Annotated in this window: 8 protein-coding genes and 3 tRNA genes; 7 read left to right on the top strand and 4 right to left on the bottom strand. The window is 56.9% G+C overall.

Going from position 1 to position 11,645, the window contains the following annotated elements:
• Nucleotides 1-36 precede the first annotated feature (36 nt).
• The 3 genes from mscM to rsgA all read right to left on the bottom strand — a co-directional run bounded on the left by mscM (nucleotide 37) and on the right by rsgA (nucleotide 5,735).
• Complete coding sequence (gene mscM / locus ACSPHG_RS02185; protein ID WP_435951843.1) at nucleotides 37-3,372, bottom strand: miniconductance mechanosensitive channel MscM; 3,336 nt, start codon at nucleotides 3,370-3,372, stop codon at nucleotides 37-39.
• A gap of 148 nt (nucleotides 3,373-3,520) precedes the next feature.
• Nucleotides 3,521-4,474, bottom strand: a complete 954-nt coding sequence (gene asd / locus ACSPHG_RS02190; RefSeq protein ID WP_435951844.1) for an archaetidylserine decarboxylase — start codon at nucleotides 4,472-4,474, stop codon at nucleotides 3,521-3,523.
• A 205-nt stretch (nucleotides 4,475-4,679) separates the two neighbouring features.
• Entirely contained in the window at nucleotides 4,680-5,735 is a 1,056-nt protein-coding gene (gene rsgA / locus ACSPHG_RS02195; RefSeq protein ID WP_435951845.1) for a small ribosomal subunit biogenesis GTPase RsgA, read from the bottom strand.
• 114 nt (nucleotides 5,736-5,849) lie between these two features.
• On the opposite strand from rsgA, the gene orn reads away from it, so the two are divergent.
• The 4 genes from orn (at nucleotide 5,850) to ACSPHG_RS02215 (ending at nucleotide 6,905) form a co-directional block, all read left to right on the top strand.
• Entirely contained in the window at nucleotides 5,850-6,395 is a 546-nt protein-coding gene (gene orn, locus ACSPHG_RS02200) for an oligoribonuclease (RefSeq protein ID WP_435951846.1), read from the top strand.
• A 209-nt stretch (nucleotides 6,396-6,604) separates the two neighbouring features.
• A tRNA-Gly gene (locus tag ACSPHG_RS02205) sits at nucleotides 6,605-6,680 on the top strand.
• A gap of 37 nt (nucleotides 6,681-6,717) precedes the next feature.
• Nucleotides 6,718-6,793, top strand: a tRNA-Gly gene (locus ACSPHG_RS02210).
• 36 nt (nucleotides 6,794-6,829) lie between these two features.
• Nucleotides 6,830-6,905 (top strand) — tRNA-Gly (locus tag ACSPHG_RS02215).
• Between the two features lie 271 nt (nucleotides 6,906-7,176).
• Here ACSPHG_RS02215 and queG read toward each other — a convergent pair.
• The gene (queG, locus tag ACSPHG_RS02220; RefSeq protein WP_435951848.1) at nucleotides 7,177-8,316 is read right to left on the bottom strand and encodes a tRNA epoxyqueuosine(34) reductase QueG; all 1,140 of its coding nucleotides are present in this window, start codon (nucleotides 8,314-8,316) and stop codon (nucleotides 7,177-7,179) included.
• On the opposite strand from queG, the gene nnr reads away from it, so the two are divergent.
• The 3 genes from nnr to amiB are packed head-to-tail and all read left to right on the top strand — an operon-like array spanning nucleotide 8,315 to nucleotide 11,640.
• Nucleotides 8,315-9,829 carry a bifunctional ADP-dependent NAD(P)H-hydrate dehydratase/NAD(P)H-hydrate epimerase gene (gene nnr / locus ACSPHG_RS02225; protein ID WP_435951850.1) on the top strand — a complete coding sequence of 505 codons (1,515 nt, stop codon included), beginning with the start codon at nucleotides 8,315-8,317 and terminating at the stop codon, nucleotides 9,827-9,829. The genes queG and nnr overlap by 2 nt on opposite strands.
• Nucleotides 9,830-9,833: 4 nt before the next feature.
• Nucleotides 9,834-10,295 (top strand): tRNA (adenosine(37)-N6)-threonylcarbamoyltransferase complex ATPase subunit type 1 TsaE, encoded by a 462-nt coding sequence (gene tsaE, locus ACSPHG_RS02230; protein ID WP_435951852.1) that lies wholly within the window; start codon nucleotides 9,834-9,836, stop codon nucleotides 10,293-10,295.
• Between the two features lie 13 nt (nucleotides 10,296-10,308).
• Nucleotides 10,309-11,640, top strand: coding sequence for an N-acetylmuramoyl-L-alanine amidase AmiB (amiB, locus tag ACSPHG_RS02235; RefSeq protein ID WP_435951853.1), 1,332 nt, complete (start codon nucleotides 10,309-10,311; stop codon nucleotides 11,638-11,640).
• Nucleotides 11,641-11,645: the final 5 nt, after the last annotated feature.

Raw genomic sequence — 11,645 nt, forward strand, 5'->3', positions numbered from 1 at the left:
TACCGGCAGCCAGTTACGGCTGCCGGCACTATCAAATTACAAACTTCCCGGCGTTCTCGCCGCTTTCCCTGCTGACTTAATCGTTCTGTTCCGCGTGCCGCCCATATTTTCCAGACGCATCTGGAAAGGTGGGAACGGCAGATCGATATTGTGCTCACGGAAGCCTTGCAGAATCAGCTGGTGAATCTCATGGCGCAGCGGCATGCGGTGCCCCATCTCTGCGGCGTAGATGCGCAGCTCAAAGATCTGAATCCCTGCCTGTAGGTCTACGAGGAACGCTTCCGGCTGCGGGTTATCGATAACCAACGAGCAACGCTCTGCGGCCTGTAGCAGCACCCGGGTAACCTCTTCGCTATCCGCGTCCGACGGGGCAGGCACGGTGAGCACCACGCGCGTTACCGAGTCCGACAGTGACCAGTTGATAAACTGCTCGGTGATGAACGCCTTGTTCGGCACGATAATCTCTTTTCGGTCCCAGTCGCTGATGGTGGTGGCGCGCGTATTAATCTTCGTCACGCTACCGGTCAGGTCGCGGATGGTCACGGTATCGCCGATGCGGATGGGTTTTTCGAACAGGATAATCAGGCCGGAGATAAAGTTGGCGAAAATCTCCTGTAGCCCGAAACCAAGCCCGACGCCCAGCGCCGCCACCAGCCATTGCAGCTTCGACCACTCAATCCCAATCATCGAGAAGCCGACCAGGCCGCCAATCAGCAGCAGCAGGTATTTGGTGATGGTCGTGATCGCATAACCGGTACCCGGCGTTAAATCCAGGTGCTGAAGCAGCGCCAGCTCCAGCAGCGCGGGCAGGTTGCGAACCAACTGCATGGTGATGATCAGCACCAGTATCGCAATCAGAACCGCACCGAGCGTAATCGGCTCCAGGCTTTCGACGCCCTTGACGGTTGATGTCACGTCCCAAAGCGTGATGTTTTCCAGGAAACCAAACGCGGAATGGATCTCTGACCACAGCACGATTACCGACAGCAGTGCGATCAGCATCAGAATCGACCGCACCAGGCGCAGGGATTGGGCGCTGATGGCATCAAGATCGATTTCCGCCTCTTCCACTATTTCAGCCGAGCCTTCGGTGCTGTGGGTGTGGGCCGGTTCTTCTTCACCACGCGCGCGCTGGGCGAGTATTTCCGCACGGCGCTGCTTGGCGCGGTCAAAGGCCAGGCGGCGGCGCTGAATCAGCATCCAGCGGCGGAATACGTGGTAAATCACCAGCAGCAGGAACCAGATGGCGACCGACGTTTCAAGACGCGCAAGCAGCGCCTGTGCGGTCGCCAGATAGCCAACCGCTGCGGCCAGCATGGCCGACAACGGCGCGGCCAGCAGCAGGTTCCAGAGCATCTTGTTGGCGATATTATCGGCGCTGTTTTGCTTATCCAGATACAGCGGGATGCCGCCGCGCTTGAAGCTCAGCGTGACCAGCGCCAGCGCGCCGCAGATCAGCATAAAGCAAAGCCGCCCCAGCGAGCCGGAGAACTCGCGGTCGTTGAGGTTATCGAAAGTGATGAGCGCCATAATCAGCGGCACGATCAGGCCGATGCTCATCAGGTAATAGCGCATGGCCCGGGCGACGCGTTCGCGCGGCCAGCCGAAATGCACGACGAACAGGCCGGTTGGGCGAGCAAAGGTCGCACATATCATTACCGCCCACAGCAGCGGCACCGTAGCCGTAACCCCATCCCCCACGGCGACGGCTATCGGATAAGGCCATGCCTCCTGTAACCCGTAGCCGAGCGTCGCCCACAGTACGGGAAGTGGGGAGGCGACCAGAATCGACCAGAATAGGGTGCGCAGCGTCAGCGTGAAGTGGTCCTGCGTTACCTTGCCGACCTTGGCGCTGGAGCGCTCAAGGAAGGCGGTGAAGTGGCGGCGCGAGCTGATGCTAAAGCCGACAAGAATGAGCGCGGCGAACAGCGGCAACAGCGTGCTACGGCTGGTTAGCATCATGATTGTCGCGCTGCCGAGCTGGCTTACGGTATCCAGCGAAACCAGGCGGCGCAGGTCCTGAACAATTTCCACAGGCCAGGTGATGCCCATCGGGCTGACGTCCGAGGTCCAGAACAGATAGCGGTGGGTTGCTTCGTTCACCTCTTTGAGCGCGTCCTCCAGCTGACTGTTGGCGACCTTGAGCTTGGTCAACTCAAGGATGAGCGTATCGCCGCCCTGCAGCAGGGAATTAAGCAGTTCGCGCTGGGTGCGCAGCTGGGCTTCCAGAATACGATTTTGTTCGGCGGTGAGCTCGTTGCCGTCGGCCTGACGCAGCTGGCGCAGCTGCTGCTGTTTGTTTAGCAAATCCTCGTAGTGCAGGCGCTGCACGCGCAGCTGGGCTAGTTCGGTATCAAGCTGCTGTGGTTTTGGCATTTCGGGCAGGCGAGCGACCTGGGCGCGCAGCGCTTCCCCCAGCACGTTAGAAACGCCGAGCCACTGCGACTGCTCGCGCAGCGTGTTCAGCGCCTGGCGCACCTGCAGTGTCTGGCTGGTGGCCTGACGCTGCTGCGAGGCGACCAAATCCATACGCTGGGCCTGCTGATTAAGCGCCTGCGAAAGTTCACGGTTATTTTTAAACTGCGCGACCAGCGCTGGCGGCAGGTCCGGGCTGTTTTCCGCCAGTAATTCGGTGCTTTCGAGCGCACGTTCTGCTTCACGCTGGCGCTGGTTATTAAGCTGATTACGCAGCCCCTGGAGATAGGCATCCAGCTGGGCGCTTTGCTTCTGCGCCAGTTCGGCACGCAGGCGCGATAGCTCCTGGCGGTTGCTGGCCGAAAGCTGCGCCAGCTCCAGCTCATCTACCAGCGCTTTCAGCCGTGCTGATTCTGCCTGCAAAGAAAGATTCTGTGCCTGTGCCAGCGGCGTGCCGGAGGCCGGATGCGTGCCTACGCGGCGCTCCATTTCGTTGAGCTGACGGCGGGCATCGGTTTGCTGCTGCGGGAGCTGGCTGAGCGAGTCGGCAATTTCCCGCGTGCGCTCCTGCTCCTGCTGGGCCTGGCGGCTTTTATCCAGCAGCTGGCTGCTGACCTGGAGGATTTCCTGGTTTAGCGCATCGGTCGTCATGCCTTCCGGCACTTTCTGCGGCTCTTCACGCAGGTTGTTGAGCTGTTGACGCAGGGTTTGCGACAGCTTCGGGAAATTATCTATGACCTGTTGGTACTGCTTCGCGCGTTCGAGAGAGCCTTTGTGCTCTTCAAGCGCGTTGAGGGCGGCGGTGAGCGTTTCCACGGTTTCAGCCTGATTTGGCTGGTCCTTCGCGGCTTTGGCTTGCTCAAGTTCCTGGGTGATTTGTTTTGCGTCGGGGATCGTTGCTGCATACGCCCCAAGGCTGAGGCACCAGGCCATCAGAAAAGTGATTATCAGGCGCACGTCAGTCTACCTTCATGTCAACCTGCCGCCCTGCGAGAGGCGAAAGCGGCATGGAATTTGTCGGGGGGATGAGCTTAAGCGCCATCCCCCGCTTATGCCGTAGAGTAGGGATACTGGCGGGTGTCGCTACGCTTGCCCGCCCTACGTATTATTGCTCGGAAGTGTTGATATCGCTCTCTTTCGGCGCGATTTCCACTTCAGGAATTTCACTAACCGGCACCTCTGGTTCAACCATCGGTTCAGTGGAGACAGCCAGCGGCTCGCCAATTTTGGTCACCGACAGGCTTTGCAGATGATCGGCCAGGTTAACTTTGCCCGGTGCGAAGAGGTTGATAACGGTTGAGCCCAGCTTGAAGCGGCCCATTTCCTGACCTTTCAGCAGTGCAACGGAACCTTCGCTTTCACCCGCCGGCCACGTCCAGCGTTTGATCACGCCTTCCCGCGGAGGCGTAATGGTGCCCGCCCAGACGGTTTCAATGCTGCCAACGATAGTCGCGCCGACCAGAATTTGCGCCATCGGGCCAAATTCGGTGTCGAACAGGCAAATTACGCGTTCGTTACGCGCAAACAGGTTAGGGACGTTTTGCGCCGTCAGGTGGTTTACGGAGAACAGATCGCCCGGCACGTAGATCATTTCACGCAGGATGCCGTTGCACGGCATGTGTACGCGGTGATAGTCACGCGGGGACAGATAGGTGGTGGCGAAGCTGCCGTTCCGGAACAGGTCGGCCATCAGGTAGTTACCCGCCAGCAGCGCTTCCAGGCTGTAGTTATGCCCTTTGGCCTGCAGGATTTTATCTTCTTCGATGCGGCCAAGCTGGCTGATAACGCCGTCGGCAGGCATTACCAGAATGCTCGGGTCGGTGTTCACCGGGCGAACTTCATCACGCAGCGGGCGCACGAAGAAATCATTGAAGGTGCGGTAGCTGGCGGTGTCCGGCTTCTGCGCTTCCGCCATGTTGACCTTGTAGTATTTTACGAACAGGTCAATGACCAGCTTGGTCAGCCAGCCGCCACGTTTACTTGCGCCCCAGCCCGCGAGGCGGGTCAGCCAGAGTTTCGGCAGAATGTATTGCAGCGAAAGTTTGATATTGTCTAACAAAATAGCCTCCTGGCTAAATGTTCCCAATAAAGGGCTGATACAAAAAAAGGGGGCGATTCTATACCCTTCTTACTTGAATCTGTAGCGGCGTTGGCTGCTCTCACTTGCCTGAATCACTTACCTAAGTAAGCTCATCATGCTGAGTTCCTTTGCCGCCTAGCTACAAATCCAACTAATTTGGCTAATACGACGCCCAGCCTAATTGTCAGTTATCCGTTTCGGAAAAGTTTTTACGCGTTTTTACCTGCGCCATGCTTTCCAAAATGCGGTGATAGTTTTCAAAGCGTGTTTCCGCTATTTCCCCACGTTCGACCGCTTCGCGCAGCGCGCAGCCAGGATCGTTGTCGTGGCGGCAGTCGCGGTATTTACAGCGGCCTAAATAGTCATGGAATTCGACAAACCCGTGGGTGATTTGTTCCGGCTCTAAGTGCCACAGGCCAAATTCACGCACGCCCGGGGAGTCGATAACGTCGCCGCCGCCCGGGAAGTGGTAGAGGCGAGAGGCCGTGGTGGTGTGCTGGCCCAGACCGGAGTTGTCGGAGACATCATTCACCAGAATTTGCTCGTCTTTGAAACCAAGCAGGTTGTTGAGCAGGCTGGATTTACCCACGCCGGACTGCCCTGCGAAGATGCTGACGCGGCCTACAAGCGCGGCTTCCAGCTCTTTTAAGCCTTCGGCTTTATGGCTCGACACCATCAGCACGCGATAGCCAATCTTGCGGTAGATATCCATCTGCTCGTTAACAAAAGCCATGCCTTCTTTGTCCAGCAGGTCGGTTTTGTTAAGCACCAGCAGAGGTTCAACGTCGAGCGTTTCGCACGCGACTAAATAACGGTCAATAATGTTAAGCGAGAGTTCTGGCAAGATCGCCGAAACGACGATGATTTGGTCGATGTTGGCGGCGATGGGCTTCACGCCGTCGTAGAAGTCCGGGCGCGTCAGAACGGAAGTGCGTTCATGCACCGCATCGACAATGCCCTTGATGGTGACGCCTGCCGCGGCCTCTTTGGCCGGGCGCCAGACGACGCGGTCGCCGGTAACCAGCGAGCGAATGGTGCGGCGAATGTTGCAGCGGTGCACTTCGCCTTCAAGGGATTCTATGTCCGCATGCTGGCCAAAACGGCTGATAACGCGGCCATCGCGGGGTTCGCCAAACTGAGAGTCGTCGGGATCGGCTTTCTCCACGGTCTGTTTAAGCCGACGCTGGTGGTTTGCTTTAACCCGGCGTTGCTGTCCTTTGGAGAGTTTATTTTTGCTCAATCGTACTGGCTCCTGGTCGCCCCTGGTGGGCAAAACCTCTATGATACACACTATTTTATACGAGTTAACCCATCGTCACGGGTGGGTGACGAGCGCAGAAGGGTGGAAAATAGCATGAGTGGAAACGAAAACAATCTGATTTGGATTGATTTAGAAATGACCGGTCTGGATCCCGAGCGGGATCGCATAATTGAAATTGCCACTCTGGTGACCGATGCCAATCTGAATATCCTCGCGGAAGGGCCGACCATTGCGGTGCACCAGTCTGACGAGCAGCTCGCGCTGATGGACGACTGGAATGTGCGCACCCATACCGGCAGCGGCCTGGTTGAACGCGTTAAGGCAAGCAACTTTGACGACCGTGCGGCGGAGCTGGCTACCATTGAGTTTCTCAAGCAGTGGGTTCCGGCGGGCATTTCGCCAATCTGCGGTAATAGCATAGGCCAGGATCGCCGCTTCCTGTTTAAGTATATGCCGGAGCTGGAAGCCTACTTCCATTATCGCTATCTCGACGTCAGCACCTTAAAAGAGCTGGCGAAGCGCTGGAAACCTGAAATCCTGGCGAACTTCAAAAAGCAGGGCACCCATCAGGCGATGGACGATATTCGCGAGTCGGTTGCCGAGCTTGCTTTCTATCGTGAGAATTTCATTAAGCTTTAAGTTCTGAGCGAAAGCGGTGGATAACGAGCCTGTTTATCCACCCTGCAAATCGCACGAGGCGTGATTTGATCGCAAAATAAACATATTGCCGTTAAAATCGCCATTCGAACTTAATTTGTGAAAAAAACGGTTTGAGGGGCTTGCGGCAAAAACGATTTCTCGTATAATGCGCCTCCCGTACCGATGCAGAATTTGCAGCGTTACACAGAGCGGGAATAGCTCAGTTGGTAGAGCACGACCTTGCCAAGGTCGGGGTCGCGAGTTCGAGTCTCGTTTCCCGCTCCAAAATTTGATTTGGCTTTTACAGCCACGCACCACCCAAGCGGGAATAGCTCAGTTGGTAGAGCACGACCTTGCCAAGGTCGGGGTCGCGAGTTCGAGTCTCGTTTCCCGCTCCAAAATTTGATTGGCTTTTACAGCCACGCACCACCCAAGCGGGAATAGCTCAGTTGGTAGAGCACGACCTTGCCAAGGTCGGGGTCGCGAGTTCGAGTCTCGTTTCCCGCTCCAAATTCTTCTCTCCAGTATAAATTATCCACAACGCTATACGGCGGCTATGGTGGTTTTTCACGTCCCTGACATACTCTTGTCAACAGAGTTATCCACAGGTAGTTTGCATTTCCCTTTCCTGCTAAAAAAATAATAACTATTACAGCCTCTTTTTAATCGATTGATTAATAAAGAAAATATTTTATCTCAAAATGTCGATTTAACCGCTTGAAGGATTTCTTACGGTTGAATGACAAAGGGTTTTTATTTTTATTCACATCCTGTGGACATTTCAGGCGTCACGCTTTAGCCCCTTTTCTATCACGCGAACCAGCCTTTGTTTTTGCGGCAGCTGTACCTCTACCTGCTCCGCGCTTCGTCTGGCTAATTGTTGCGCAATCGCCCAGTCAATGTGCTCATCCAGAAGTGGGTGCTCACCTTTGCGCTGTTGCAAGGCATTTAGATGAGCTTCATCCCAGGGGGCATTTCCTAGCGCTACGGCGATATTACGCAGCCAGCGCAGATGCCCGATGCGGCGAATGGCCGAGCCTTCCGTTACCTTCAAAAAATGCGCCTCGTTCCAGGCAAACAGTTCGACCAGCGGCGGGGCGTGTAGCGCGTGGCGTGGGCTGAAATCGTCTTCTTCAGTGAGCTGTGAAAAGCGATTCCACGGGCAAATGAGCTGGCAGTCGTCGCATCCGTAGATCCGATTGCCTATCAGCGGGCGGAACTCTTCAGGGATCGCGCCTTCGAGTTCGATGGTCAAATAGGATATGCAGCGGCGCGCATCGACCGTATACGGCTCTACGATTGCACCCGTGGGGCAGATGGTCATGCAGGCCACGCAGCGCCCGCAGTTTTCCTCTACCGGCTTGTCGATGGGCAAAGGGATATCGACCAGCAGTTCGCCGAGGAAAAAGAACGAGCCCGCGTCGCGGCTGAGAATAAGTGAGTGCTTACCTGTCCAGCCAAGCCCGGCCTTTTCCGCCAGCGGGCGTTCGAGAAGCGGCGCGGAATCGACAAAGGGTCTAAAATTCAGCGTGGAGCAGTGGGTCTGAATCATCTCGCCCAGTTTTTTCAGGCGGTTACGCAGCAGCTTGTGGTAGTCGCGCCCGAGGGCGTAGCGGCTGACGTAGCCCAGGCTGGGATTTTTTAGCGTTGAGGCAAAGGCGGCGTTCGCCGGAAGGTAGTTCATCCTCACGCTAATCACGCGCAGCGTGCCGGGGAGCAGTTCGTGAGGCCGCGCGCGCATCATGCCGTGGCGGGCCATCCACTCCATCTCGCCGTGGTATTGTTTATCCAGCCAGGCCTGCAGCTTTGGCTCAGAGGCGCTGAGATCGGTATCGGTAATACCTACCTGCTGGAAGCCGAGTTCATTGCCCCACCGTTTGATATTTTGCGCTAATTGATTGAGATCGAGGGGCTGTGACATGACGGACCATAACGAGACATTAACCGCTAAAAGTATACCACATTCCGTCTGGTCAGCGGGCTGGCTGCGCAATGCCGAGAGACAGGCGGCGGATTGCCTGGGCCTTACGCTCTTTGAGCTGATGCTGCGCGCGGGCGAAGCGGCGTTTAATCTGGCCCGCGAATGCTATCCCGCAAGCCAGCGCTGGCTCGTCTTGTGCGGCCACGGCAACAACGGTGGCGATGGCTACGTTGTTGCACGTCTGGCGCAGGCCGCCGGGATCTCCGTTACGCTGCTCGCCTATGAAAGCGATAAGCCGCTTCCTGAGGAGGCGGCGCAGGCTCGCGATGCGTGGCTTAATGCCGCCGGGGAGATTCATGCGGCGGACATCCCCTGGCCGGAAGACATCGACCTGATTATCGACGGGCTGCTCGGCACGGGGCTTAGCAGCGCTCCCCGCTCGCGTATCGCGCAGCTTATTGAAAAAACAAACCAGCATCCTGCTCCCGTTATTGCGCTGGATATTCCTTCCGGGCTGCTTGCCGAGACGGGGGCAACGCCGGGTGCGGTAGTCAATGCCAGCCATACGCTGACGTTTATCGCTCTCAAGCCGGGACTGCTTACCGGGAAAGCGCGCGATGTGGTGGGCAAGCTGCATTACCACGCTTTGGGGCTGGAAACTTGGCTACAGGGCGAAACTGCGCCAATTTCACGTTTTGACAGCGCCGATTTGCCGCGCTGGCTCAAGCCCCGCAGGCCGACATCGCACAAAGGCAGCAATGGTCGGCTGGTAATTATTGGCGGCGATCGCGGTACGGCTGGAGCGATACGCATGACGGGCGAGGCCGCGCTGCGGGCAGGGGCAGGCCTGGTACGCGTGCTGACGCGTGCTGAAAACATTGCCCCGCTGATTACCGCCCGCCCCGAATTAATGGTTCATGAACTGACGCCAGACTCCCTTGAAGAAAGCCTGGAATGGGCCGATGTCATTGTTATCGGGCCAGGATTGGGGCAACAGGAGTGGGGCAAAAAAGCCCTACAAAAAGTAGAGAACAGCCGTAAACCGATGCTCTGGGACGCAGATGCGCTCAACCTTCTGGCAATCAACCCCGATAAACGTCAGAATCGCGTGATTACGCCGCATCCCGGCGAGGCCGCGCGCCTGTTAAATTGCGCCGTGTCACAAATTGAGAGTGACCGCTTACTTGCAGCCGATCGCCTGGTAAAACGTTATGGCGGTTGTGTGGTCTTAAAAGGTGCGGGTACGGTTGTAGCAAGCCAGGAGCGTGAATGCGCCTTGATTGACGTCGGCAACGCGGGAATGGGCGGCGGCGGTATGGGCGATGTGCTGTCGGGCATCATTGGGGCATTGCTGGCACAGAAGCTAAACCCGTATGATGCAGCCTGCGCAGGCAGCGTTGCGCACGGTGCAGCAGCCGATGTTCTGGCCGCAAAATACGGCACGCGCGGCATGCTGGCTACCGATCTCTTTTCGACGCTGTACCTTTTTGTTAACCCGGATTTGAATACCTGAAACCATGATGAATCGTGTTATCGCATTACCTGATGAAGCCGCAACTCTGGAATTAGGCGCGCGCGTGGCTGCCGCCTGCGAAGGGGCAACAGTTATTTATCTCTATGGCGATCTCGGCGCGGGGAAAACCACGTTTAGCCGTGGATTCATGCAGGCCCTGGGCCACAAGGGCAACGTAAAAAGCCCAACCTATACGCTGGTTGAGCCGTACAATCTCGATAATTTGATGGTGTACCATTTCGATCTTTATCGGCTTGCGGACCCGGAAGAGCTAGAGTTCATGGGGATCCGCGACTATTTTGCCAATGATGCAATCTGCCTTGTAGAGTGGCCGCAGCAGGGGAAAGGCGTGCTGCCTGAACCGGACGTGGAGCTGCATTTAAGCTACGAGGCGCAAGGGCGTGAGGCACGCATAACAGCCGTTTCCTCATCTGGTGATTCGTTACTGGCGCGCTTAGCCAAATAACAAGGATGACGGGATGATTTATCGCGTTAAGGGTTGGTTGATGGCGGCCTGGCTGCTGGTGCTCTGTGCCCAGGCCGGGGCGGCAAGTCTTGCGGATATTCAGGTGTCGAACGGTGATAATCAGGCGCGTATCACCTTTAGCTTTATGGGCGACCCGGAATATGCGTTTTCCCAGGACGGCAAGAAAAGCGTTGCGCTGGATATCAAACAAACCGGCGTGATTCAGGGGCTACCGCTGATGTTTAGCGGCAATAACCTCGTCAAAAGCATTCGTTCCGGCCAGCCGAAAGATGCCGATTCTCTGCGTCTGGTGGTCGATCTTACCCAGCCGGGTAAAACCCGCGCGGTAAAACAGCAAAACGGCGCGAATTACACCGTGGTCTTCACGATCAATGCGGACGTTCCGCCGCCGCCTCCACCGCCTCCGGTTGTGGCGAAGCGTGTGGAACCGGCCCCGGTATCTCGCCCGTCAGAACCTGCCAAAAACCCGTTTAAACCGCAACAGGTGACCGGCGTCATTGGCTCTAATACCGTGACTCGCCCGGCGCGTGCGCAAAAAGCTAACGTGGATTCCGAGACTATCGTGGTCGCTATTGATGCCGGTCACGGCGGGCAGGATCCCGGCGCTATCGGGCCTGGCGGCACCAAAGAGAAAAACGTCACAATTTCCATTGCCCGCAAACTGCGTGCGCTGCTTAACGATGACCCGATGTTTAAGGGCGTGTTGACCCGTGACGGCGACTACTTCATTTCGGTGATGGGCCGCTCCGACGTGGCGCGTAAGCAAAACGCCAATATTCTGGTGTCGATTCATGCGGATGCCGCGCCGAATCGCGATGCGACCGGCGCTTCGGTTTGGGTGTTGTCAAACCGTCGCGCCAACAGTGAAATGGCGGGCTGGCTCGAGCAGCACGAGAAGCAGTCAGAACTGCTCGGCGGGGCGGGCGACGTGCTGGCGAACAGCCAGGCCGATCCGTATCTCAGCCAGGCCGTGCTGGATTTGCAGTTCGGTCATTCCCAGCGCGTCGGGTATGATGTTGCCACTAAGATGCTTGCGCAGCTTGGTCAGATAGGTTCGCTGCACAAGCGCCGCCCGGAACACGCAAGCCTCGGCGTGCTGCGCTCCCCGGATATCCCTTCCGTACTGGTTGAAACCGGGTTTATCAGCAACAACGGCGAAGAGCGCCTGCTGGGCAGCGATGATTATCAACAGCAGATCGCCAAAGCTATTTACGAAGGGCTGCGCAACTACTTCCTGTCGCATCCTTTGCAGTCCGCGCCGGGGGCGGGGCAAACCGCCAAATCCCAAAACGCTGACATAGACAAAGTCGCTATTACTCAATAAGGAAA

It is taken from the genome of Dryocola baronae, assembly GCF_051297175.1.
GTDB lineage: Bacteria > Pseudomonadota > Gammaproteobacteria > Enterobacterales > Enterobacteriaceae > Dryocola.

Bases quoted from the DNA above. Each gene is read 5' to 3' on its own strand.
- nnr (WP_435951850.1), top strand. From the start codon at position 8,315: ATGACGGACCATAACGAGACATTAACCGCTAAAAGTATACCACATTCC.
- tsaE (WP_435951852.1), top strand. From the start codon at position 9,834: ATGATGAATCGTGTTATCGCATTACCTGATGAAGCCGCAACTCTGGAA.
- orn (WP_435951846.1), top strand. From the start codon at position 5,850: ATGAGTGGAAACGAAAACAATCTGATTTGGATTGATTTAGAAATGACC.
- amiB (WP_435951853.1), top strand. From the start codon at position 10,309: ATGATTTATCGCGTTAAGGGTTGGTTGATGGCGGCCTGGCTGCTGGTG.
- queG (WP_435951848.1), bottom strand. From the start codon at position 8,316: ATGTCACAGCCCCTCGATCTCAATCAATTAGCGCAAAATATCAAACGG.